This window comes from Duganella sp. AC917, from assembly GCF_979258245.1.
In genome coordinates this window covers 2,263,383-2,287,227 of the sequence record NZ_OZ409848.1, presented here as the reverse complement: position 1 = coordinate 2,287,227, position 23,845 = coordinate 2,263,383, and the positions used below count along the sequence as shown (strand labels likewise).

At 63.1% G+C, this 23,845-nt stretch carries 22 protein-coding genes and 1 tRNA gene; 13 read left to right on the top strand and 10 right to left on the bottom strand.

Features of this window, described 5'->3' with window-relative positions; all coding sequences use genetic code 11:
- Nucleotides 1-2: 2 nt before the first annotated feature.
- The 4 genes from ACZ0BA_RS09885 to wrbA all read right to left on the bottom strand — a co-directional run bounded on the left by ACZ0BA_RS09885 (nt 3) and on the right by wrbA (nt 2,985).
- Nucleotides 3-458, bottom strand: a complete 456-nt coding sequence (locus ACZ0BA_RS09885) for a DUF4124 domain-containing protein (RefSeq protein WP_463451105.1) — start codon at nt 456-458, stop codon at nt 3-5.
- Between the two features lie 11 nt (nt 459-469).
- Entirely contained in the window at nt 470-1,888 is a 1,419-nt protein-coding gene (locus ACZ0BA_RS09880) for an FAD-binding oxidoreductase (protein ID WP_463451104.1), read from the bottom strand.
- On the bottom strand, nt 1,885-2,292 hold the full coding sequence (locus ACZ0BA_RS09875) for a DUF2069 domain-containing protein (protein WP_463451103.1): 408 nt from the start codon (nt 2,290-2,292) through the stop codon (nt 1,885-1,887). The genes ACZ0BA_RS09880 and ACZ0BA_RS09875 overlap by 4 nt, the downstream gene beginning before the upstream one ends.
- A gap of 81 nt (nt 2,293-2,373) precedes the next feature.
- Entirely contained in the window at nt 2,374-2,985 is a 612-nt protein-coding gene (gene wrbA, locus ACZ0BA_RS09870) for an NAD(P)H:quinone oxidoreductase (protein ID WP_463451102.1), read from the bottom strand.
- 134 nt (nt 2,986-3,119) lie between these two features.
- Here wrbA and ACZ0BA_RS09865 point away from each other — a divergent pair, with 134 nt between their 5' ends.
- Both ACZ0BA_RS09865 and ACZ0BA_RS09860 read left to right on the top strand, forming a co-directional pair.
- Nucleotides 3,120-4,427 (top strand): YihY family inner membrane protein, encoded by a 1,308-nt coding sequence (locus tag ACZ0BA_RS09865; RefSeq protein ID WP_463451101.1) that lies wholly within the window; start codon nt 3,120-3,122, stop codon nt 4,425-4,427.
- A 153-nt stretch (nt 4,428-4,580) separates the two neighbouring features.
- Nucleotides 4,581-5,039: a CBS domain-containing protein gene (locus ACZ0BA_RS09860; RefSeq protein ID WP_209712659.1), complete on the top strand. Its 459-nt coding sequence runs from the start codon at nt 4,581-4,583 to the stop codon at nt 5,037-5,039.
- A 68-nt stretch (nt 5,040-5,107) separates the two neighbouring features.
- Here ACZ0BA_RS09860 and ACZ0BA_RS09855 read toward each other — a convergent pair whose 3' ends face one another.
- Nucleotides 5,108-7,375 (bottom strand): putative bifunctional diguanylate cyclase/phosphodiesterase, encoded by a 2,268-nt coding sequence (locus ACZ0BA_RS09855; protein ID WP_463451100.1) that lies wholly within the window; start codon nt 7,373-7,375, stop codon nt 5,108-5,110.
- Nucleotides 7,376-7,641: 266 nt separating this feature from the next.
- Between ACZ0BA_RS09855 and aroC the strand changes: the two genes are divergently transcribed.
- Both aroC and ACZ0BA_RS09845 read left to right on the top strand, forming a co-directional pair.
- Entirely contained in the window at nt 7,642-8,739 is a 1,098-nt protein-coding gene (gene aroC / locus ACZ0BA_RS09850) for a chorismate synthase (RefSeq protein ID WP_463451099.1), read from the top strand.
- 3 nt (nt 8,740-8,742) lie between these two features.
- A complete protein-coding gene (locus ACZ0BA_RS09845) occupies nt 8,743-9,897 on the top strand; it encodes an MFS transporter (RefSeq protein ID WP_463451098.1) in 1,155 nt (384 codons plus the stop codon).
- Between the two features lie 11 nt (nt 9,898-9,908).
- Here the strand turns inward: ACZ0BA_RS09845 and ACZ0BA_RS09840 are convergent, their stop codons facing one another.
- Both ACZ0BA_RS09840 and ACZ0BA_RS09835 read right to left on the bottom strand, forming a co-directional pair.
- Complete coding sequence (locus tag ACZ0BA_RS09840) at nt 9,909-11,405, bottom strand: HDOD domain-containing protein (RefSeq protein WP_463451097.1); 1,497 nt, start codon at nt 11,403-11,405, stop codon at nt 9,909-9,911.
- Complete coding sequence (locus tag ACZ0BA_RS09835; RefSeq protein ID WP_463451096.1) at nt 11,402-13,150, bottom strand: putative bifunctional diguanylate cyclase/phosphodiesterase; 1,749 nt, start codon at nt 13,148-13,150, stop codon at nt 11,402-11,404. Before ACZ0BA_RS09835 ends, ACZ0BA_RS09840 begins: the two co-directional genes overlap by 4 nt.
- A 311-nt stretch (nt 13,151-13,461) precedes the next feature.
- On the opposite strand from ACZ0BA_RS09835, the gene ACZ0BA_RS09830 reads away from it, so the two are divergent.
- The 4 genes from ACZ0BA_RS09830 (at nt 13,462) to ACZ0BA_RS09815 (ending at nt 16,742) form a co-directional block, all read left to right on the top strand.
- Complete coding sequence (locus tag ACZ0BA_RS09830; protein ID WP_463451095.1) at nt 13,462-15,177, top strand: isovaleryl-CoA dehydrogenase; 1,716 nt, start codon at nt 13,462-13,464, stop codon at nt 15,175-15,177.
- Nucleotides 15,178-15,225: 48 nt separating this feature from the next.
- Complete coding sequence (upp, locus tag ACZ0BA_RS09825; RefSeq protein WP_463451094.1) at nt 15,226-15,876, top strand: uracil phosphoribosyltransferase; 651 nt, start codon at nt 15,226-15,228, stop codon at nt 15,874-15,876.
- 8 nt (nt 15,877-15,884) lie between these two features.
- A complete protein-coding gene (locus ACZ0BA_RS09820; protein ID WP_463451093.1) occupies nt 15,885-16,247 on the top strand; it encodes an Hpt domain-containing protein in 363 nt (120 codons plus the stop codon).
- A 291-nt stretch (nt 16,248-16,538) separates the two neighbouring features.
- On the top strand, nt 16,539-16,742 hold the full coding sequence (locus ACZ0BA_RS09815) for a cold-shock protein (RefSeq protein WP_008448165.1): 204 nt from the start codon (nt 16,539-16,541) through the stop codon (nt 16,740-16,742).
- 86 nt (nt 16,743-16,828) lie between these two features.
- Here ACZ0BA_RS09815 and ACZ0BA_RS09810 read toward each other — a convergent pair whose 3' ends face one another.
- Nucleotides 16,829-17,743 carry a LysR family transcriptional regulator gene (locus ACZ0BA_RS09810; protein WP_463451092.1) on the bottom strand — a complete coding sequence of 305 codons (915 nt, stop codon included), beginning with the start codon at nt 17,741-17,743 and terminating at the stop codon, nt 16,829-16,831.
- Between the two features lie 201 nt (nt 17,744-17,944).
- Between ACZ0BA_RS09810 and aceB the strand changes: the two genes are divergently transcribed.
- A complete protein-coding gene (gene aceB / locus ACZ0BA_RS09805) occupies nt 17,945-19,543 on the top strand; it encodes a malate synthase A (protein WP_463451091.1) in 1,599 nt (532 codons plus the stop codon).
- Nucleotides 19,544-19,612: 69 nt separating this feature from the next.
- On the opposite strand, the gene gloB is transcribed toward aceB, so the two are convergent.
- Nucleotides 19,613-20,419: a hydroxyacylglutathione hydrolase gene (gene gloB / locus ACZ0BA_RS09800; protein WP_463451090.1), complete on the bottom strand. Its 807-nt coding sequence runs from the start codon at nt 20,417-20,419 to the stop codon at nt 19,613-19,615.
- Nucleotides 20,420-20,439: 20 nt separating this feature from the next.
- Here gloB and ACZ0BA_RS09795 point away from each other — a divergent pair, with 20 nt between their 5' ends.
- The 4 genes from ACZ0BA_RS09795 (at nt 20,440) to ACZ0BA_RS09780 (ending at nt 22,662) form a co-directional block, all read left to right on the top strand.
- Nucleotides 20,440-21,267: a class I SAM-dependent methyltransferase gene (locus ACZ0BA_RS09795; protein WP_463451089.1), complete on the top strand. Its 828-nt coding sequence runs from the start codon at nt 20,440-20,442 to the stop codon at nt 21,265-21,267.
- A gap of 4 nt (nt 21,268-21,271) precedes the next feature.
- Nucleotides 21,272-21,712: a ribonuclease HI gene (rnhA, locus tag ACZ0BA_RS09790; RefSeq protein ID WP_463451088.1), complete on the top strand. Its 441-nt coding sequence runs from the start codon at nt 21,272-21,274 to the stop codon at nt 21,710-21,712.
- A gap of 80 nt (nt 21,713-21,792) precedes the next feature.
- Nucleotides 21,793-22,503, top strand: a complete 711-nt coding sequence (gene dnaQ, locus ACZ0BA_RS09785; RefSeq protein WP_463451087.1) for a DNA polymerase III subunit epsilon — start codon at nt 21,793-21,795, stop codon at nt 22,501-22,503.
- A gap of 84 nt (nt 22,504-22,587) precedes the next feature.
- Nucleotides 22,588-22,662: transfer RNA gene (locus tag ACZ0BA_RS09780), tRNA-Val, on the top strand.
- Nucleotides 22,663-22,844: 182 nt separating this feature from the next.
- Here ACZ0BA_RS09780 and ACZ0BA_RS09775 read toward each other — a convergent pair.
- On the bottom strand, nt 22,845-23,762 hold the full coding sequence (locus tag ACZ0BA_RS09775; RefSeq protein WP_463451086.1) for an NmrA/HSCARG family protein: 918 nt from the start codon (nt 23,760-23,762) through the stop codon (nt 22,845-22,847).
- Nucleotides 23,763-23,845: the final 83 nt, after the last annotated feature.

The following is a 23,845-nucleotide window of genomic DNA, read 5'->3' as shown; positions in this document are numbered from 1 at the left end:
CATCAGTGGCCGCACTCCAGCGAATGCGATTCCCCGGCGCGCTTGGCGCGCAGCCTGGCCTTGTCGGCATTGGCAGGCGTCGCGCGGCGCGCGTCCTCGTCGGCCCACTGCCTGGTCAGCGCGAGTTTGGCGCAGCGCTTGCGCTGGGTCGCCGTGGTGCGCGCGGCGCGCTCGGACTCGCGGGCTTCACGCTCCTCGATTTTCTGGCGCGACTTTTGAAGCGCCGCCGATTCTTTTTGCATCCGCTGCAGGTCGGCGCCAGCGACGGGCGCGTCGGCGGCCGCAGTCGGCACGGCCAGCGTCGAGGACGACGTGGTGCCCGGAGGGCAGGGCATGTCGCTGTAGCTGATCTTGCCGTCGACGGTGCATTTGTAGACGTTTTGCGCGGCCGCGCTGTCGCCCGCCAGCGCGGCCAGGCACAATACGGCGGCGCATGGCGTGCGTAAATGATGGTTCATGACGGTCCCGTTCATAGAATTTTCCCGGGATTCATGATACCCAGCGGGTCCAGCGCCGCTTTGATGGCCCGCATCATGTCGAGTTCCACCGCCGATTTGTAATGCGCCAGCTCGTCGCGTTTCAGCGCGCCGATGCCATGCTCGGCGGAAATCGAACCGCCGAAACCGACCACGCTGTCGTGCACCACGCGGTTGACTTTGTCCTGGTTGGCCAGGAAATCCTCGTTGGAAATGCCCTCCGGCGGCGCGACGTTGAAATGCAGGTTGCCGTCGCCCAAGTGCCCGAAGCACACCAGCTGGCTGCCGGGGAAGGCCGTCTGCAACTGCGGCGCGGTGACGTCGATGAAGTCGGCGATGCGCGACACCGGCAGCGAGATGTCGTGTTTGATGTTCTTGCCGGCCTTGGCCTGCGCCAGCGGGATATGCTCGCGCAGTTGCCACAGGCCGGCCGATTGCGCTGTCGATGTGGCCACCACGGCGTCGCTGACGACGGCGCGTTCGAGCGCGGCGCCGATCGCGCGCTCCAGCAGCTCGATCGCGTGCTGCGCCGATTCGCTGCTCGACAGTTCCAGCAGCACGTACTGCGGATGGGCGTCGGCGAAGGGCTTGGGCAGTTGCGGGAACTGCTGCGCCACCAGCTCCAGGCAGTAGCGCGACATCAGTTCGAACCCGGTCAGGCTGGCGCCGCAAAGGTCCTGCATCAGCATCAGCAAGCGCAGCGCGTGCGCGGGCGAGGGCAGCGCCGCCAGCGCGGTGATGCTGGCTTTGGGCTGCGGGTACAGTTTGAGCACGGCGCCGGTGATGACGCCCAGCGTGCCCTCGGCGCCGATGAACAGGTCGCGCAGATCGTAGCCGGTATTATCCTTGCGCAGGCCGCGCAGGCCGCTCCAGATCTCGCCTTGCGGCGTGACCACTTCCAGGCCAAGACACAGTTCGCGCGCGTTGCCGTAGCGGAGAACGGCGGTGCCGCCGGCGTTGGTGGACAGGTTGCCGCCGATGGTGCAGCTGCCCTCGGCCGCCAGCGACAGCGGGAACAGGCAGCCTTCGGCGGCCGCCGCTTCCTGCGCCTGTTGAAGGATGCAACCGGCATCGACGGTCATGGTGCGGTTGACGGTGTCGATCTGGCGGATGGTGTTGAGCCGCGCCAGCGACAGCACCACGGCGGTGCCGCTGGCGTCGGGGATGCTGCCCAATACCAGGCCGGTGTTGCCGCCCTGCGGCACCAGCGGCACGCGCCAGCGCGCGCACGCCTTCACCAGCGCGGCCACCTGTTCCACCGAGCCGGGACGCAGCACGGCGGCCGCCTTGCCGGTGAAGCGCCCGCGCCAGTCGGTGAGGAAAGGCGCCATGTCGGCGTCGGTGTCGAGCACATAGGCCTCGCCCAGCAGCGCGCGGCAATGCGGCAAAAATTCCGTCTGCAACTGCGTCATTTGACCGTGGTGCCCTTCACCTTGTCGAGCAGTTCCTTGGACAGCTTTTTGGCCGCTCTTTTATACGGCCGAAGATACATCAGCGCGCAGACGAAGTAGACGCAGACGATCACCGCCTCGCCCCAGGCGAGCCATGACGACAGTTCGTCCTTGTCGCTCCAGCCGCGCACCACGCCCTCGGTGAAGTACAGCAGTATCATCATCGACGTCCACTGCAGGGTGTAAATGTCGCGCTTCCACACGCCGTACAGCGGCAGCAGCAGCGGCGCGGCCTTGAGCACCAGCCATGAGCCGCCGGGCTTGAGCGGCGCCAGCACCATCTCCCACAGCACGCACCAGACGATCAGCAGACCGAGGCTGCCGATGGCGCCCCAGTGAAAGTACTTATGCATCGCGTTTTGCATTTTGCATCCCCGTTTGCGGCTTATGATATCGGCTTAAAGCTTTTTTTCGGCTTAAAGCTTTTCAGCTTACAGCTTATCCAATTATGCGCCTGCGCGCAGCTTCATCGCCGTTTCGGCCAGGCGCCGGCCCATTGCCAGCGCCAGGCGCTTTTCATCATCGGTGATGGTCTTTTTGCCATCGAGGCCGGACCAGTGGCTGGCGCCGTAGGGCGTGCCGCCGCTCGCGGTGGTCATCAGTTCCGGATTGGTGTAGGGCAGGCCCATCACCATCAGGCCGTGGTGGAACAAGGGTATCATCATCGACAGCAAAGTCGATTCCTGGCCGCCGTGCAGGCTCCCGGTGGAGGTGAACACGCACGCCGGCTTGCCGGACAACGTCCCGGCCAGCCACTCGGTGGCGGTGCCGTCCCAAAAATACTTCATTGCCGCAGCCATGTTGCCAAAGCGGGTGGGGGAGCCCACCGCCAGACCCGCGCATTCCCGCAGGTCGTCCAGCTCGACGTAGGGCGCGCCCTCGGCCGGCACGTCCGCCTCGGTGGCCTCGGCCACCGTCGAGACGGCCGGCACGGTGCGCAACCGGGCGTCGCAACCGGCCACGCTCTCGACGCCCTGGGCGATCAACTCCGCCAGTTTGCGGGTGGCGCCATGGCGGGAATAGAACAATACAAGAATAATCAGATTAGGTTGGTTCATCGGCGGTATTATAGGGCGCTTTCACTGGAGGCAACACTGCCAGTCTTGTAATCCGATTATCGCTCATGTACGCAAAATATATACACCCGATTCTTCTTTATGTGTTTCGCAGCTGCCGCGGCGGCATTGCGACCATGCGCTCGCTATCCTGGCCCGAAGTGCGCGACCTGGTGCTGTTCGCGCACCGCCGCTTGCGCGAGGAGAGCCTGCCGCAAGTGGCCGGCAGCCTCACTTTCACCACCGTGTTCGCGCTGGTGCCGCTGCTGACCATCGCGCTGGCGATCTTCACCACCTTCCCGCTATTTAATACCTTCCGCATGTCGCTGGAGGCGTATTTCGTCCAAAGCGTGATGCCGAAGTCGATATCGACCACGATCCTCAATTATCTGACGATGTTCGCCTCCAAGGCCACGCGGCTGTCGGCGGTGGGCGCGGTGGCGCTGATCATGACGTCGATCGCGATGATGAACCTGATCGAACGCGTGTTCAACCGCATCTGGCGGGTGCGCGGGGAGCGCAGCTGGACACGCCGCATCCTGGTCTACTGGGCCATCATCACGCTTGGCCCGCTGCTGATCGGCGTGTCGCTGACGTTGTCGTCGCAGGTGTTCATGGCCACCGTGGACCTGTTCGGACGGGTGCCGGTGGTGGGCGCGATCATCTACACGGCGCTGTCGCTGGCGCTGACCACGGCCGGTTTCACCTTGCTGTACCTGGCGGTGCCCAACCGGGACGTCGACTGGCAGGACGCGGCCTGGGGTGGCCTGGTGGCCGGCCTGGCGTTCGAACTGGCCAAGCGCGGCTTCGCCATCTTCATCACGCAGTTCCCGACGTATTCGAAGATCTACGGCGCGCTGGCGGCGCTGCCGCTGTTCCTGCTGTGGGTCTACGTATCGTGGGTGATCACGCTGGTCGGCGCCTTGCTGGTGGCCGCGCTGCCGGTGGTGAAGTACGAGCGCTGGTGGCACGAGGCCCAGCCGGGCGGTGAGTTTGTCGACGCCATGGCGATCATCAAGGTGCTGTATGTCGCGTGTAAGTGCGGCGATACGGCGCTGGTCGGCGCCGGCGCGATCCGCCTGCGCACCCGGCTCGGTTTCGACGAGATGGACAATCTGCTGGAAAAAATGATGGCCGAGGGCTGGGTGGGGCGGGTCAAGGTGGAAGCGCCGCCCCGGGTCCAATGGGGCAAGCGCGTCAGCGACGGCACCGACCATTGGGTGCTGCTGGCCAATGTCGAGAAACTCACATTGGCCGAGGTCTACCGCCTGTTCGTGTTCGGCGGCATGGCGGTCAACGCCGGCGTGGTAGCCGACAGCGACGATGCGCGCGATCTGCAAGCCGCGCGCGAGGCGGCCAGCCTGGCGCGCGAGGTGGAAAACGCCGTCGAAACCGGGCTGGGTAAAACCCTGGCCGAGCATTTCGGGCCGCTGGACTGCCGCTGAACCACGCCCAGGCAACATAAGGCCAATTATGTTGTGATTTGCTTATCCGCAGCGCTGGATTTTTTGCCGGGCATAGGCTACATTCGCTATAAGGCGAGAACAACTACAACTCCCATTCACACAGCCTATATCTCAGCGGACAGGACGGCCAAAATGAAAGTCTCCGAAATTCTTCAGGTAAAAGGCAGCATCCTTTATACCATCTCTCCTGACCAGCCTTTGGCGGACGCCGCCAACACGATGGCTGAAAAGGACATCGGGTCGCTGGTCGTCATGGAATTCGGCGATCTGGTCGGCATGTTGACGTTCCGCGAAGTGCTGCGGGCACTGCACGATAACGCCGGCACGGTCGGCGCCGGCACCGTGCGCAAGCACATGGACGACCATCCGATCACGGTCACTCCGGACACCGAGGTCAACGAAGTGCGCCGCATCATGCTCGAAAAGCACGCGCGCTATCTGCCGGTGATGAACGCCAAAACCATCCTCGGCGTGATCTCGTTCTACGACGTCGCGCGCGCGGTGCTGGAGGCGCAAAGCTTCGAGAACCGCATGCTCAAGGCGTATATCCGCGACTGGCCGGCCGAAACGGCGGATCAGCACCCGGACTAAATCGCGACAAGACACAAAAAAACGCCATCGGCCTCGCGCCCATGGCGTTTTTTTTATTTCAACCTCTGCTAGGCGGCGCCCTGCAGCGCGTCGTTGCTAAGCCAGCCGTCGAGGGCGGCCGCCGTCATCGGACGGGCGAACAGGAAGCCTTGCGCCAGCGGACAGCCCAGCGCTTGCAGGATCTGCGCCTGGCGCTCGTCCTCGACGCCTTCGGCGATCACCGACAACCCCAGGTTGCGGCCAAGCTGGATCACCATCTCGGCGATGCTGCTGCCGCGCGCCGAGCCGGTGATTTCGGTGACAAAGGCGCGGTCGATCTTCAGCCGGTCGATCTGCAGGCGCTGCAAATACGACAGCGACGAGAAGCCGGTGCCGAAATCGTCGATGGCGATGCTGACGCCCGTTTGCTTGATCTGGCCGAGCATCTTGATCAGCATGTCCGGTTCCTCCATCGCCATCGATTCGGTGATCTCCAGTTCGATGTACTGCGGCGGCGCCTGCGTGTCCTCCAGCGCCTTGCGCAGCATTTCGAGGAAGTGCGGATGGCGGAACTGCACCTGCGAGACGTTGATCGACATCATGAAGTCGTGGTGTCCGGCCTTGCGCAGCGCGACCAGTTCGCGGCAGGCGGTGCGCATGACCCATTCGCCCAGGTCGATGATTAGGCCCGAATACTCGGCGATCGGGATAAAGCGGTCCGGCGAGATGAATTTGCCGTCCGGCGTCTGCCAGCGCAGCAGCGCCTCGGCGCCCACCGGCCGGCGCGTGGTCAGATCGATCTGCGGCTGGTAGACGACAAACAGCTGGTTCTGGCCGAAGGCGGTGCGCAGCGCGTGCATCATGCGCACCCGCTCGCGGATCTCGACGCCCATGCTGCGCGAGAAGTAGAAGTGGCCGGCGCGCTGCTGCGACTTGGCGCGCTTGAGGGCGATGTCGGCGTCCTTCAACGCGTCGGCGCCGCTGCCTTCGTGCTCGGACAGCCGCACCAGGCCCAGCGTCGCCGTCAGCTGCACGTCCTGGCCGTCGATGCTGAACGGGCGTTGGAACAAGCCCAGGATGTTGCCCGGGTTGACTTGCTCCGAGTTGCCCACCAGGCAAAAGATGTCGCCGCCGATGCGCGCCACCGTCAACTGGCCGCCCAGCTCGAACTGCAGCCGGCCGGCGACGGCGACCAGCAGCAGATCGCCGAACTGGTGGCCCAGCGCGTCGTTGGTCTCGGCGAAGTGGTCGAGGTCGACCAGCGCCAGCGTGGCCTGGTCGCGCGACGGGCCGGCGAGGGTGGCGTCGAGCATCTCGACCAGGCGGGTGCGGTTGGGCAGTTTGGACAGCTGGTCGTAGAAAGCGGCGTTGTGCAGGTGCGAGACCAGTTCGACGTTGTCGAGGCCGACGGCGACGTTGCTGCAGAAGACATCCAGCAGCCGCTCGTCGATCTCGCCGGGCTGGCCGCATACGTCGACGTGGGCGACGAAGTCGCGGCTGGCCTTGCCGGCGAAGTACAGGGTGATCGAATCGGGACGGTAGATGTTGCGGCGTTCTTGCAGCGCCAGTTCCATGGCCTCGTAGGCGCGCGCGTCCTGGTCCGCCGTCAGGATGGCGTTGTCGAGGTGGCCGTAGGCGCCCGACGTGGCCATCACCACCAGTTCGTGGCAGTTGTCGTCCGGGCATTCCTTGACGCACATCACGCCGCTGTTGTCCTGGCACAGCAGCGCGCCGATCTGCGCCAGCACGCCGGCGGCGAAATTTTTCACGCCATGCAAGCTCATCAGCTCCGTGCTGCCGTGGACGATCTGGTTCAGGCCGCGCCGGCTGTCGTTGATCTTGCGGATCTGCTCGTAGGAGCGGATCGCCGAGGTCACCGTCGTGAACAGCTTGATGCGCGTGAGTTCGGACTTGGTCTTGTAGTCGTTGATGTCGAAATCGCGGATGGCGTCGATCTCGGGGGCGTAGCCGGGCTGCCCGGTGCGCAGGATGATGCGCACGTCGGCCAGCTTGAGCGTTTCGCGGATGTAGCGCACCAGGTGCAGTCCGGCGTCGTCCTGCTCCATCACCACGTCGAGCAGGATGACGGCGATTTCGCGCTCGTGTTCGAGCATTTCGCGGGCTTGGCCGGCCGAATACGCGTGCACGAATTCAAGCGGCCGGTGCTGCATGTCGAGGTTGCCAAGCGCGAAGGTCGTGGTCGAATGGACGTCCTCGTCATCATCGATGATCATGACGCGCCATACGTTGCGCGCGCCCGGCGTATCGGGTGCGGCCGGGTGTTCTTCCAAGAATACCAGATCGTCTTGATCATCCTTGGGCGCTGACGGCTCAAGTGGCGTGATCGGTGGGGGCATGTGTAGCTTCTCCAGGCTGTCTCGGTGTTCTTGTGATCAAGTATATAGCGGATTGTCGGAAAGAATGCGGGATTTCCCCGGCTTTGGGCGCAACCATGCATGCTCTAGTGCAACTTGCTACATAGTTGTCGGTTAGTTGTAACAACTAGATAGCATTTTACCAAGATACACTTGTCAATATGCAAATTATCGCCGCGACCGGCCCCGAGCGGCGGCTGGCTGGTAGAATGAGGAACTTTTCACCTTTTTCCGAAGATTCTCTTCCTATGTCCGGCAATACATTTGGCAAATTGTTTTCTGTTACTACTTTTGGCGAGTCGCACGGTCCCGCGATCGGCTGCGTGATCGATGGTTGTCCGCCGGGTTTGCCGTTGTCGGAGGCGGATATCCAGCCTGAACTGGACCGCCGCAAGCCGGGCACGTCGCGCCACGTCACCCAGCGCAAGGAGCCGGACACGGTCGAGATCCTGTCCGGCGTCTACCAGGGCGTGACGACCGGCACGCCGATCGCGCTGCTGATCCGCAACGAAGACCAGCGCAGCAAGGACTACGGCAACATCGTCGACAGTTTCCGTCCCGGCCACGCCGACTATACCTACTGGCATAAATACGGCGTGCGCGATCCGCGCGGTGGCGGCCGCTCGTCGGCGCGCCTGACCGCGCCGGTGGTGGGCGCGGCGGCCGTGGCCAAGAAATGGCTGAAACAGCAATACGGCACCGAATTCCTCGGTTGCATGAGTCAACTGGGCGACATCCCGGTGCCGTTCCAGGACTGGTCGCACGTGCACGACAACCCATTCTTCGCCGCCAGCGGCGACGCCGGCCTGATCGCCCGCATGGAGGCGGCGATGGACGAGCTGCGCAAGGCCGGCGACTCCGTCGGCGCGCGCATCGACGTCATTGCGCGCAACGTGCCGGTGGGCCTGGGCCAGCCGATCTACGACAAGCTCGACGCCGACATCGCCTACGCGATGATGGGCATTAACGCCGTCAAGGGCGTGGAAATCGGCGCCGGCTTCAAGTCGGTGGTGCAAAAGGGCACCGAGCACGGCGATTCGCTGACGCCGCAAGGCTTCATCGGCAACAACGCCGGCGGCGTGCTGGGCGGCATTTCGACCGGCCAGGACATCACGGTATCGATCGCGATCAAGCCGACCTCGTCCATCCGCTCGCCGCGCGACTCGATCGACAAGGACGGCAAGCCGGTCGTGGTCGAGACGTTCGGGCGCCACGATCCTTGCGTCGGCATCCGCGCCACGCCGATCGCCGAGGCCATGCTGGCCCTGGTGCTGATCGACCACGCGCTGATGCACCGCGCCCAATGCGGCGACGTCAAGGTGTCCACCCCCGACATCACGCTGTAAGCGGTGCCGGCGCAGGCGCTCGGCTTCGCCTTATTCCTGTTCTGTTACTACGCGCACGCGGGTACCTGGAGCACCTACGCGACTCTGTATTTCGCCGATCAGGGCATGACGGTCGCGCAGATCGGCGTGCTGATGTCGATGATCCAGGTACTGCGCATCGTCGGCCCCAATGTGTGGGGCTACGTCGCCGACCATTACGACCGCCGCGTGCTGGTGCTGCGGCTGGCCGGCTTCGCCGCGCTGGTGGCGTTTTCCGGCTTCCTGGTCGGCAGCACCTTCGCCCACTTCCTGCTGGCGATGATCCTCCTGAATCTGTTCACCAGCGGCCAGGCGCCGATCTGCGAGGCGCTGATGCTGTCGGAGATGCGCGGCGACCTGACCTTTTACGGCCGCATACGGATGTGGGGCTCGATCGGCTTCATCGTCGCGGTCACCCTGGCCTCGTACGCGCTCGAGCACTACGGCATCACCACCTTGCCGTGGGTGGCGGCCGCGCTGCTGGTGCTCACCATCGCCGCCGCTTTCCGCTTGCGCGATGTGCCGCGCCGGACCCACAAGGAGGCGCCGCTGCCGCTGATGACGCTACTGCGGCGGCGCGAGGTGCTGGCCTTCTTCACATCGACCGCGCTGATGGTGGCCGCGCATACCTCGCTGTACACCTTTTATTCGCTGTATCTCGAACGGCACGGCTACAGCAAGACCGTGATCGGGGCCATGTGGTCGCTGGGGGTGACGGCCGAGGTGCTGCTGTTTTACTTCCAGTCGCCGCTGTTGAAGCGCTGGGGCGCGATGCGGATGATGTACCTGGCGCTGGGCGTGGCGGTGGTGCGCTTCGTGATGATCGGCGTCGGCTCGGATTTGCTTTGGCTGTTGATCGTGGCGCAGGTGCTGCACGCGGCCACATTCGCGCTGCATCACTCGTCGTCGGTGATGACGTTGCAGCGCTGGTTTTCCGGGCCGCTGCAGGCGCGCGGGCAGGCGCTGTATATGAGCATTTCGTACGGCATCGGCGGCTCGCTGGGTGGGCTGTTTCTGGCGCAGTGGTGGCAGCGGGTGGGGCCGCAGTCGGTGTACTACGTGGCGTCGGTGCTGTCGCTGGCGTCCGGCGTGGCGGCCGTGCTGTCGTTCAGGTGGCAGCGCCGGCGCGACGCTGTTTGATTTATCCGGGCTTAGACCCGGTTGCCGACGATTTCCTGCGCATGGCGCCGCTCCACCGCGCGCACCACCAGCAGGCGCATGTCGTTGAGCAGCGAGAATTCGGTCTGGCTTAGCTGGATCGGCGGGAACGAGTCGTCCCAGTCGCCGTACAGGAAACCGGCCGGCTGGCCGTTGGCCGACAACGGCAGGATAACGAAGCTGCGCGCCTCGGCCAGCGAACTTTTCCACCATAGCGGCAGCTTGGCTGCGAACTTGGCGTCGCGCGCGTTCTCGATGAAGATCACACGGTCGCTATTGAGCGCGGCGTGGAACACGTTCGGTTCGTAGGCGTCGTCGAACGTCAGCGCCGCCAGCAGTTCCTTGGTGCCTTCGCCGAAGGAGATCTTGGCCGCGTAGTGGTTGTCCTTGCGGTTGCGGACAAACGCCACCGCGCGCGAGAAATCCAGCCCCTTGTAGACGGTCTCCAGCGCGATCTGCACCATCTGGCCCGGGCTGGCCGTGTCGAGCATGTCGCGCATGTCGGCCAGGCCGCTGAGCAGGATCTTGTTGCCGGCCGCGCGCTGGCGCGTCTTGGCCAGCGCCTTGGCGCGTCGCTCGGCGGGACGCGACAGCGGGGCGATCGTGAGGTCGTTGGCCGCCACCACCTTGGCCTGTTCGATGGCGTGCATCAGATTGGCCGGCTCGACGCCCAGCATCACCGCGTAGCTCTCGGTCAGCTGCTTGACGATGGCCGCGCCGGCCGGGTCGTCGTGCCACAGCGATTCGGCGCACATGGCCGACATGGTCGACAGGCCGGCGATCCAGTCGGCGGCGCTGACGTCGGCGCCTTCGTCGGCCGGCGCCAGCTTGCGCATGCCCTTGACCAGGCTGGCCGGCAGCCCCCAGTGCAGGGCGGCGGCGTGGCCGACCTCCTCCAGGCTAAGCCCCAGCATTTCGGGTGCGACGTCGTCGATGGCACGGCCGTCATGGTCCGCCAGGCGCTGCAGCTCGTGCCAGCGTTCCGGCATATAAAAGGTCATCATCATGCGGCCCAGCGTATGCAGCATCGAGCACACCACGGCGGCCTCGCCATGCTGGCTTTCGGCCGTGTAGGCGATTTGCTGGGCGACGATCCCGGCCAGCACCGCCTTTTCCATTTCGATATGGGCGATGGTGGCGTCGCCGGAGCCGACGGCCAGCTCTTCGATCAGTTTGAGCCCGAGCGCCAGGTGGCCGATCGCCTCGGTGCCCAGCACCAGCACCGCTTTCGAGACCGTGTTGACGTGCTGGCCGAACGCCGAGTACATGCCGCTGTTGGCCAGCCGCAGCACCTTTTGCGTCAGCACCGGGTCCGACAGCACGGTGCGCGTCATGTTGAATTCCTGCTCGTCCTCGCCGCGCATGGCGCCAAGGATGGCGGTGATGGCCTTGGCGAAGCCGGGCATGTCGCCGCGCCGGCGGGTGCAGTCCCAGAGCTGGGCCAGCGTTTGGTCGCCCAGCGGCGTGCTGGCTTTGAAGGCGTCCGTCATTGTCCCACCTGACGCAGTTCGGGCGGCACGACCTTGACGTGGATGCTTTCCCTGAGCGCGGCCAGCGCCACGTTGGCCGCCATCGGCTTGCCGGTCAGGTAGCCCTGGATGTACTGGCAGCCGCGCTGCTGGAGGAAATGCAGTTGTTCTTCCGTTTCGACGCCCTCGGCCACCACGGACAAGTCCAGGTGTTTGGCCAGATCGAGTACGGCGTTGCAGATGGCGCCGTCCTTTTGCGAGTCGGGCAGGTCGCGGATGAAGGCGCGGTCGATCTTGAGCACCGAAATCGGGAAGCGTTTGAGATAGGCGAGCGACGAGTAACCGGTGCCGAAATCGTCGATGGCGATGCGGGCGTTGCGCTCCGCCATTTTGGACAAGATAGCTTCGGCGTGGACCGGATCGACCATCAATGTGCCTTCTGTGATTTCTAACACCAATTGCTCACCAAGTAGGCCCGAGAACGCGATGGCGTCGTCGAGCACGTCAAGAAACTTATCATTTCGGAATTGCCGGGGGCTAATATTAACAGAGATGTACAGGGGGCGTTTCGCCACCTCCTGGAACTGTTTTAGCTGCACGCACGCGGCCTTGAGGGCCCAGGCGCCCAGCAGATTGATCAAGCCGTTGGTCTCGGCGATCGGAATGAAGCGGGCCGGCGGCACCATGCCCAGCGTCGGATGCTTCCAGCGCATCAGTGTTTCGAAGCCTTGAATCTCGCGCGTCTTGGCGTTCACGATCGGTTGGTAATACAGCAGGAATTCGCCCTCGCGCACGGCCTGGAACATCGCCGCCTCGAGCGAAATGTCGTGCGCCGGCGGGCCGGCTTCGGCCGGGCTGTAGACCACGCAGCGCGCCTTGCCGGTTTCCTTGGCGCGCGACATGGCGGCATCGGCCAGTGCGACCAGACGTACCTCGTCCTCGGCGTGGGTCGGATAGACGGCGACGCCGACCGAGGCGCCGACATAGATGGTATGGCCGTCGATTTCGAAGGGCGACTGCAAGGTGGCGATCAGGCGGCCGGTGACCAGTTTGATTTGCGCCTCGGTGGCGGTGCCGGGCAGGATGGCGACGAATTCGTCGCCGCCGACGCGGGCCAGGGTGTCGCTGTCGCGCAGGGTTTTGCGCAGGCGCGCGGCGGCCGTGCGCAGCAGCGCGTCGCCGATCGGGTGTCCGAGGCCGTCGTTGACCTTCTTGAAGCCATCGAGGCCGATGGTGGCGACGGCGAAGCCCTGGCCGGAGCGGCGCGCGTTGGCGATGACCATGCGCATGCGGTCCGACAGCAGCAGGCGGTTGGGCAGCTCGGTCAACGCGTCATGCGTGGCCATGTGGCGCAGGCGTTCCTCGGTGGCGTGCTGGATCGACATGTCGCGCCCGACCACCAGCAGCCCCGCGACGGCGTGTAGCTGGTCGAGGTGGCAGGAGATGCGCAGCTCGTGCCAGACCTCGGCGTCCGGGGTTTTGAGGCGTACCTCAATCAGGCGCGCGGTGCGCGATTCGGCGACCCCGGTCAGGGCGGCCGCCAGCGGCGCCTGGTCGGCTTCGCATATCAATCTGGTCAGCGTGCCGCCGGTGAGCGCGTCCGGGCGTGCCAGCAGCGCGGTCGCGCGGCGGCTGGCGAAGGCGATCGCGCCGAGCGGATCGAGACGGAAAACCACATCGCCAGCTTCCTCCATGAGGTGGTCCACGAAGTGGTCCGACTGGTTGCGCGGGTCGCGCTCGGGCAGTGATGGATGAGAGGGGTGCATCGCGTGAATCTACACTTTCAAGTTGTCCATGTAACAATTGGGTTGCTTTTATCTTGCAAAACCAGAACGAAATGTATCATTGATGAGTTCGGATATACATGAAAACGGACAACATTCCGTCGAGTTTCACTCATTTCTATTGAGAAACCTCTAAAAACCTGCGGTAAGTGGGTAGGGATCGCACGCCGCCAGCGCTTTTCGTCGCCGCCGCGCGACCTCCGCCAATGCCCATTACCGGGCTTGCCTGGCACTTTTGTTTGCGCTAGTCTGGTTCGTCAATTCAACCCAACACCGCGCGGAGGAGACCCACCGTGAACGCTTTCGACAACCCTTTCGACACCCATCAGGTGCGTAACACCGTCGCGCCGCTGGAAAATTTAAACTTGTTTACTGCGGACCCGGCGTTGTGCGAGGCACTGCTGCGCGAGGGCGGTGGCGCCCAGGCCGGGGCGTTGCGCACGTTGGGCGAGCAACTGGGCCGCGCCGAGACGCTGGACCTGGCGCGCCTGGCCAACCAGTATCCGCCGACGCTGCACAACTTCGACCGCGCCGGCCATCGCATCGACGAGGTGGAATTCCATCCTGCCTGGCATAAGCTGATGACGCTACTGATAGAGAACGGCGCGCACGCCTCGCCGTGGCTGGGCGGCGAGGGCGCGCAGGTGGCGCGGGCGGCGAAGTATCTGATGTTCGGCCAGGTGGAAAACGGCTCGCAATGCCCGGTGACGATGACTTATGCCTGCGTGGCCGCGCTGCGCCAGGCACCGGCGATCGCCGCCAAATGGCTGCCCAAGATCCTGTCCATGGAATACGATCCGCGCTCGTTGCCAATCGAGCAAAAGCGCGGCGCCATCATCGGCATGGGCATGACGGAAAAGCAGGGCGGTTCCGACGTCCGCTCCAACACCACCCGCGCCGAGCCGCTGCTGCCGGCCGATGCCAGGGCCAGGTTTGGCGACGACGGCGTCGACGTCTATCGCATCGTCGGCCACAAATGGTTTTTCTCGGCGCCGCAAAGCGATGCGCACCTGATCCTGGCGCAGACCGACGACGGCGGCAGCGCGGGGCTGTCGTGCTTCTTCCTGCCGCGCTTTCTGCCGGACGGTAGCCGCAACCAGATCCGGGTGCAGCGGCTGAAGGACAAGGTGGGCAACCGCTCGAACGCCTCGTCGGAGGTCGAGTTCACCGGCGCCCACGGCTGGTTGATCGGCAAGCCGGGACGCGGCATTCCGACGATATTGGAGATGGGCGGCCACACGCGGCTCGATTGCGTGCTCGGTAGCGCCGGCGCGATGCGGGCGGCGCTGACGCACGCGCTGCACCACGCGCGCGGGCGCTCGGCGTTCGGCAAGCCGCTGGCCGAACAGCCGTTGATGCGTAACGTGCTGGCCGACCTGGCGCTGGAATCGGAGGCCGCCACCGCGTTCGCGATGCGGCTGGCGCGCTGCTTCGACAAGGGCGGCGATCCGGCGCAGCAGCAGCTGGCGCGTATTCTGACCCCGGCCGGCAAGTACTGGATCTGCAAGCGCGGTCCGGCCTTCGGCGCCGAGGCGATGGAGGTCATCGGCGGCAGCGGTTATGTGGAGGACGGGCCGCTGGCGCGCCTGTACCGCGAACTGCCCGTCAATTCCATATGGGAGGGCTCTGGCAACGTGATGTGCCTCGACCTGCTGCGGGCCTTCGGCAAAACCCCGGCCGCGCGCGAAGCGCTGGCGGCGGAACTCGAGCTGGCGTGCGTGGGAGAGGGCGCCGGCGAAATCCCGGGCCATGGCGACTATGTGCGCTATACGCAGGCATTGCTGGCGGATCTGGCCCAGCCGCAGGCCGACGAATTCGGCGCGCGGCTGCTGGCCGAACGCGTGGTGCTGGCGGTGCAGGCCGGCCTGCTGCTGCGCCACGCGCCCTTGTATGTGTCGTCGGCGTTCGTCGCCTCGCGGCTGGCGCGCGAACCCGGAGGGGCCTTCGGACGGCTGCCGGCGGGCGTGGATTGCGGGGCGATTCTTGATCGGGCGCTGCTGCCGGCCTAGTATAATGGCGCGATCATGACACGATAAACCGTCTAAAAAGAGCAAACAATGAAACAAGATCCGCGCTTCCCCAATCTCTTCATCACCGACCACCCACTGATCCAACACAAACTGAGTCACATGCGCGAAAAGGATACGTCGACCCGTACCTTCCGTGAACTGCTCAAGGAAATCACACTGTTGATGGGTTACGAGATCACGCGCGACCTGCCGCTGACCACCCGCACCATCGAAACCCCGCTGATGACGATCGACGCACCCGTCATCGCCGGTAAAAAACTGGCCATCGTGCCGATTCTGCGCGCCGGCATCGGCATGAGCGACGGCCTGCTGAACCTCGTGCCATCTGCGCGGGTCGGCCATATCGGCGTGTTCCGCGACCCCGAGACCCACAAGCCGGTGGAGTATCTGGTACGCCTGCCGGATCTGGCCGAGCGCACGTTCATCCTGTGCGATCCAATGGTCGCCACCGGTAATTCGGCGGTGCATGCGGTGGACGTGCTGAAGTCGCGCGGCGTCACCGACGAACAAATCATCTTCCTGGCGCTGGTGGCGGCGCCGGAAGGCGTCGAGGTGTTCCAGAAGTCGCATCCGGGCGTGAAAATCTACTGCGCCTCGCTCGATTCGCACCTCGACGACCACGCGTACATCGTGCCTGGCCTGGGCGATGCCGGCGACCGCATTTTCGGTACCAAATAAGGCACCACATGGCCACTCCAGTCGATCCCGATTACCGCGCGCGCCTGGCGGCGCTCAACGCAAAATTCGCCGCGACCGTGCCGGCGACGATGGAAAAGATCACGTCGGCGCTGGCGGTGTGTGTCGCTGAAGGCGCTGACGGGCGCACGCCGACCGACGCGGCGATGCGCCAGCTCCACGAGCTGCTGCACGGCGTGGCCGGTTCGGCCGGCACCTTCGGCTTCGGTACGTTGGGTCAGGAGGCGCGCCGTATCGAACACATGTTGCGCGAGGCGATGGCGTCCGGTTCAGGCTGGGATGCGGTGGTGCCGGAGGTGGAAAAACTGCTGCGTTGGGCCGCCCGTGACGCGAATGCAACAGTTTTTGATTGAGGCGTGCGCTTGATGTATATCAAACCAGTTATCATTTACTTGTCTATAGTGACAGTTACACCACTCACTAACGAGAGCAGAAGTACCGGTTGGGAACCCCGATGAACTCGGTTTTTCTACCAAAAAAAGCGGCGGTTTGCATTTATTTTCGTGAACGCGTGCTTTTCTCTCGTAAATGGGTATAATGCGGGATCGTTTAGATTCAAGAGTAGTGCAGTTAAGCTGTCATTTCTTTCTTGCCTCAAACGATATCACGGGCGCAAGCCCAACTTAACTGAAATAGGAATTGTAATGGCAACTGGTATCGTAAAATGGTTCAATGATTCGAAGGGCTTCGGCTTTATCACCCCTGACGAAGGCGGCGAAGATCTGTTCGCTCACTTCTCGGCGATTCAGTCGGCAGGCTTCAAGTCGCTGCAAGAGAACCAACGTGTTTCTTTTGAAGTGACCGCTGGTCCTAAGGGCAAGCAAGCTTCGAACATTCAGCCTCTGTAATACGCTGAATCAAACGAAATAAAGAAATCCTCGGTATCCGAGGATTTTTTTTCGTCTACAGTTTTGTGGTTGCTAGTTTATAAGAGTTATTGCTTTCCCGATTTGCGCCAATAGTCTTGCTGCGCGTAAGTGTGCCGGAGAAAGTCCACAAACGCGCGTATGCGCAATGGCAAATGGCGGCGCTGCGCAAACACCGCGTAGATATCGTTGCCCGGCGCCGCGTGCTGGTCGAGCACCGTCTGCAGCTTGCCTGATTCGATTTCGCTGCCCACCTCCCACATTGAGCGCCACGCCAGGCCCTTGCCGGCCAGCGCCCAATCGTGCAGCACTTGGCCGTCGTTGCATCCCATGTTGCCGTTCACTTTCAACACCACGTTCTTGCCGTTGTCGCGGAAGGTCCAGCCGCGCTGGCTGCCCTCGCTGCTGATGGCCAGGCAATTATGTTTGGCCAGGTCGGCCAGGGTCTTCGGCTCGCCGTAGCGTTTGAGGTAGGAGGGTGCCGCCACCACCACGCGTTCGTTGTCGGCCAGTTTGACGCTGACCAGGTTGGAATCGGCCAGGCTGGCGATGCGGATCGCAACGTCGATGCCTTCGCCGACGATGTCGACCACGCGGTCGCTCATGTTCAGGGTGGCTGTGACGTCGCGGTGCTCGCTGAGGAACGATGGCAGCAGCGGCGCCACATGCTGGCGGCCGAAACCGGCCGGCGCCGAGATCATCAAATGCCCGGTGGCATGGGCGCTGCGCTCGGCCACCGCCGATTCGGCTTCCTCCAGTTCCGCCAGGATGCGCTGGCAATCCTCCAGGAAGGCCGCGCCTTCGTCCGTCAGCGCCAGCTTGCGCGTGGTCCGCTGCAAGAGTTTGACGCCCAGGCGGCTCTCGAGCGCGTCCAGGCGGCGGCCGATCATGGCCGGGGCGATGCCTTCGGCCCGGGCCGCGGCAGACAGGCTGCCCTTGGCGACGACTTCAACGAAGGTGGATATCTGTCTGAACTGGCCCATCGGCGGCATTGCCTCTCACTTGTGATAAAAACGCATAGATGAAGTGATTTTTAGTCTCGTTTGCATAACTTATGAGTGAATATACTGTAAAACAGAACGCCGCGTAACCGAGCAGCCACACTAAAAGATTCAGGCGCGCGGGGGCAGCACCAGTGCTTATAATTTGGTATGGAAGTTAATGTTTTCTTACGGAGATCGATCATGACGCAGTCCACCATCACCTTGCCAGCAGGCATGCAAATCACCGGCGACATCAAGCCCGGCTACGAAAACATCCTCACTGCCGATGCGTTGTCGCTGGTGGTCAAGCTGACGCGCGAGTTCGAGGCGCGTCGTCAGCAGCTGCTGGCTGTGCGTGTCGAGCGCGCCAAGCGGCTTGACGCGGGCGAGCGTCCGGACTTCCTGCCCGAGACCGCGCATATCCGCGCCGGCGACTGGAAAATCGCGCCGATTCCCAAAGCGCTGGAATGCCGTCGCGTCGAGATCACCGGCCCGGTCGAGCGCAAAATGGTCATCAACGCGTTCAATTCGGGCGCCGACAGCTACATGACCGACTTCGAGGATTCGAACACGCCGAACTGGGACAACCAGATCACCGGTCAGATCAATATGTTCGACGCCGTGCGCCGCACCATCGCGCTCGAGCAGAACGGCAAGTCCTACAAGCTCAACGACAAGATCGCCACCCTGGTCGTGCGGCCGCGAGGCTGGCACCTGGATGAGAAACACGTGCTGGTCGACGGCAAACGTATTTCCGGCGGCATCTTCGACTTCGCGCTGTTCATGTTCCACAACGCCAAGGAGCAGCTGGCGCGCGGCGCCGGCCCGTACTTCTATCTGCCGAAGATGGAATCGCATCTGGAAGCGCGCCTGTGGAACGACATCTTTGTGATGACGCAGAACGAGCTGGGTCTGCCGCAGGGCACGGTCAAGGCGACCGTGCTGATCGAAACCATTCTGGCGGCTTTCGAGATGGATGAGATCCTGTACGAACTGCGCGAGCACAGCTCGGGCCTGAACGCCGGCCGTTGGGATTACATCTTCTCGTGCATCAAGAAGTTCAAGCTGGACAAGGATTTCTGCCTGGCCGACCGCGCCAAGGTGACGATGACGGCGCCGTTCATGCGTGCGTACGCGCTGCTGCTGCTCAAGACCTGCCACAAACGCAACGCGCCGGCCATCGGCGGCATGGCCGCGCTGATCCCGATCAAGAACGATCCGGAAAAGAACGATGTGGCGATGGGCGGCGTGCGTAACGACAAGGCGCGCGACGCCACCGACGGCTACGACGGCGGCTGGGTCGCGCACCCGGGCCTGGTCGAGTTGGCGATGACCGAGTTCACCAAGGTGCTGGGCGACAAGCCGAACCAGATCGACAAGCAGCGTCCGGACATCGACGTGTCCGCCGCACAGCTGCTGGACTTCAAGCCGGAAGCGCCGATCACCGAGGCCGGCCTGCGTTACAACATCAACGTCGGCATCCATTATCTGGGGAGCTGGCTGGCCGGCAACGGCTGCGTGCCGATCCATAACCTGATGGAAGATGCGGCCACGGCGGAAATCAGCCGCTCGCAGGTGTGGCAGTGGATCCGTTCGGACAAGGGCGTGCTCGACGACGGCCGCAAGGTGACGGCCGACATGGTGCGCGCGATGATCCCGGAGGAGCTGGCCAAGGTGCAGCGCGACGCGCCGGGCGGCGACGGCCCGACCTATGTGCGCGCGGGCCAGATCTTCGAACAGATGTCGACCTCGAGCGAGTTCGCCGAGTTCCTGACCTTGCCGCTGTATGAAGAGATTTAATGCTATAAACTGAATGCGTTAGATTCAGCAACAAGGCCGACGGATGAAATTTATCCGCCGGTCTTCGCATCAAAAATCATTCTTCCACAAGCGCAGCGCGGTGAAGGTGGCCAGCGAGGTGTCGATGCGATCGAGCCGTCCGGCCTTGACCAAATGCTGCGCGATGGCCGGTTCCCGGTAGCGCAGGAAGGGATTGGTCGCCTTCTCGACGCCGATCGTGCTCGGCACAGTCGGCAGGTTGTGCTCGCGCTTGTCGGTCTCCACTTTCACACGCTCCTGCAGCGCCACATTGTCCGGTTCCACCACGCGCGCGAAGCGCAGGTTGGACAGCGTATATTCGTGGGCGCAATACACCTTGGTATCATCCGGTAGCGCGGCAAGTTTGCCCAGTGAGCTGATCATCTGCGCCGGCGTGCCCTCGAACAGGCGTCCGCAGCCGCCCGCGAACAGCGTGTCGCCGCAGAACAGCCAGGTCGGCTCGTCGGCGGAACGCTCGCGCACGTAGGCGATGTGGCCCATCGTATGGCCGGGCACGTCCAGCACGGACAGGCGCAGCGCCAGGCCCGGCACGTCGAACTGCTTGCCTTCGCCGACCGGCAGGGTGACGGCGGCAATGGTCTCGTTGCGCGGGCCGAAAACGGGAACCTGATAATGCTGTAATAATTCGGGAACGCCACCAATGTGGTCAGCGTGGTGATGGGTGAGTAGAATGGCGGTGAGCTTGAGTCCGTTTGCTTTGAGCGCCGCCAGAATCGGCTTGGCGTCGCCCGGATCGACTACGGCGGCATGTACACCATCATGTATCAGCCACAGGTAGTTGTCGTGGAATGCTGGAACCGTCAGAACACAGAGAGCTTGGTTAGAAGATATGGTCATTGGATCACAAAAGGCTAGACATGGATAAGGCGGGATCGGATCAATCCATTATAGCGCTGGAAGGCTGGATGCAGACGCCCGCAGGTGTGTACTTGCGTGCGTGGGAACAAACCTGTCTCGATAATTTAACAGCCGATATCTTCGGCTTCAACGCGGTGCAGATCGGCATGCCTCAAATCGATGCGCTCTCGGCCAATCGCATGCCGTACAAATGGTTGGCCGACCGCAAGGTGCGGGCGCCGTTGGCGCCAACGCCTGTTGCTGTGGCGCCGGCGCAAGGCGCTGCGGTGATCGAATTGCCGCAGGCGCCGCCGCCGCGTCCGGTGGCGCTCACGCTCGACTACACCGAGTTGCCATTCGCGTCGCAAAGCATGGACCTCGTGGTGCTGCCGCACGTGCTGGAATTTTCCGCCGACCCGCACCAGGTGCTGCGCGAAGTCGAGCGCGTGCTGATACCGGAAGGGCAGGTCATCATCTGCGGCTTCAACCCGGCCAGCCTGTGGGGCGCGCGCCATGTGATGCGGCGCGTCGGCGGCACCTCGTTCCTGCCGCGCACCGAGGAGCTGATCACTATGCCGCGCATGAAAGACTGGTTAAAATTATTAAACATGAGCGCCAGCCAAAGTCATTTCGGCTGTTACGCGCCGGCCTGCCGCACAGAAAAATGGTTGAACCGTTACGCATTCATGGATAATGCCGGGCCGCGCTGGTGGCCGTTCTTCGGCGGCGTCTATATCGTGCAAGCGATCAAGCGGGTCAAAGGCATGCATCTGATCGGTCCGGCTTGGACCAAAAAATCGGCGACGTCCCCAGTGGTCGTCCCTGCAACAAATAAAAGGCGGGAATAGCAGTATGGATAAGGTGGAAATTTTTACCGACGGCGCATGCAAGGGCAACCCCGGCCTGGGCGGCTGGGGGGCGTTCCTGGTGGCCGACGGCGCCGAGAAGGAAATCTGCGGCGGCGCGCGCGACACGACCAACAACCGCATGGAATTGCAGGCGGTGATCGAAGCGTTGAGCGCGCTCAAGCGCCCGTGCACGGTAGTGCTGCACACCGACAGCCAGTATGTTCAAAAAGGCATTAGCGAATGGATCCACGGCTGGAAAGCGCGCGGCTGGAAAACCGCCGCCAAGGAACCGGTCAAGAACGAGGACTTGTGGAAAGCGCTGGACGCGGCCCAGCACATGCACACGGTCGAATGGCGCTGGGTGCGCGGCCACAACGGCCATCCGGGCAACGAGCGCGCCGACATGCTGGCCAACCGCGGCGTCGAGTTGGCGCGGGGCCGCTAAGCCACCCATTGCCCCAGCCGCAGGGCTGATGAGCTGCCTGTTATACTTCTCCGCTTGACCGTAGCAACCACAGAGTACTTATGCGCCAAATCGTTCTCGATACCGAAACCACCGGTATCAACCCCAAGCTGGGCAACCGCATCATCGAGATCGGTTGCGTCGAACTGCACAACCGCATGCTGACCGGGAATAACTTCCACGTCTACATCAATCCGGACCGCGAATCGGAGGAGGGCGCGCTGAACGTCCACGGCCTGACCACCGAGTTCTTGCGCGACAAGCCGAGGTTCCACGAGATCGTCGACCAATTGCGCGAATACATCCAGGGCGCCGAAGTCATCATCCACAACGCGCCGTTCGACCTGGGTTTTTTGAACCACGAGTTCCGCTTGTTGAAGCTGCCGGATTTCTCGACCCACATCGGCGGCGTCATCGACACGCTGGTGCACGCCAAGGAACTCCATCCGGGCAAGCGCAACTCGCTCGACGCGCTGTGCGACCGCTATGGCGTGTCGAACTCGCACCGCAAGCTGCACGGCGCTTTGCTCGATGCGGAGCTGCTGGCCGACGTCTACCTATCGATGACGCGCGGACAGAACAGCCTGGGCATGGATGTGGAAGAAGAGGTCGTTTTGGGCGGCGCCTTGCTTGAACCTGTGCCGCTGGCCGACATCATCTTCCTGCCGGCGTCGGATGAGGAAATCGCCGCGCATCAGGCCACCTTGGCCGGGTTGGACAAGGCTGTCAAGGGACAGTGCATCTGGACGGCGACGCTGGCGTCGGCGGCCTGATCGGGCGGATCGGTGGTGGATGCAAAATTTTCGCTCGGGCCCTTCCATTTTGGCGGGGATATATGCGATAATTCGCCCCGCTTCGGGAGGTTAGCTCAGGGGTAGAGCACTGCATTCACACTGCAGGGGTCGCAAGTTCGAAACTTGCACTTCCCACCAAGAATTCGTTGTAGATCAAGGGCTTACGAGAAATCGTAGGCCCTTTTTTCATGTTTGATGGAAAAGTTCCGAATAAGTACGGGAAACAGTCGCGCACAACTGGACAGCCTTGGCCGAGGTATTCCGTCAAATCTAGTGAATCCATCCTATCGCCAAGGTCAACCGCTGGACGTGTGTTGGCCCTATTTTGTCTGGTTGTAGGCCCAGGTGCCGCCTGAACCCAGCGCTGCCCTGAACGGCTCTTGGCCATCACCGGAAAGCCACGCGCGCATCGATTGCATTTCCGAGTTGATGCGCCGCAGTTCCTGCAGCGCGGCTTCATCTACAGGCTGCGCCCGGTCCAGCATGGTGGTCAATTTGCTCAGGAATGGATTTGCAGCGAGCACCTCGTCGGGAAAGCGCGCGTAGGTAATGGTGCGGCCAGCCGCATCGCTGAACAATGTCGCGAGATCCTGTCCCGTGACCATGTCGCCGGCGAGTTCCAGCGTGGCGCCGGCAAAACGCTCCGGATCGGCAAAAATGGCAGCAACGCATAGGCCGATGTCCCGCACGGCAAGTACGCCCATCGGCTGGTCCGGTCGCATAAAAAAACTGAAGTGGCCGCTGTCGAGACCGAAGCCGGGCATGACCAGCATTTCCATGAAGGTGGCCGGCCGGATCACCGTCGCATTCAACCCCAGCGTGGCGATGTGTGCTTCGATCCTGGCCTTGCTCTCGAAATGGCCCAGTCCCACGCCAGCCTCGACACTGGCAACGGAACTGTAGACGAGGTGTGCAACGCCGCACGCCTGCGCCAGGTCGGCAATGGCGATGCCGAACCGGATCTCGTCGTCATCGGTGACTGTTCCGCCAGGAGAACTGGGCTGGACGCTGAACACGCCGTGTACACCGACCATCGCGGCGCGCAGTGACGCGGCATCGTTGAAATCGCCCTGGACGGTGTCCACGCCGGCGTCACGCAGCGCGGTCGACTTTGGCGAGGCGAGATCGCGCACCAGCGCGCGGACAGACCAGCCAGCTTTCAATAGTGCATCGGCGACCGAGCCGCCTTGCTGGCCAGTGGCCCCGAACACCAGGATCAAACGTTTATTGTCAGACATTTACAAACCCTCTTTGAACAATGAAGGTTACGAATATATACTCGCAAGAAACACGTTACAAGACGGCACATTTTTCACCCTCA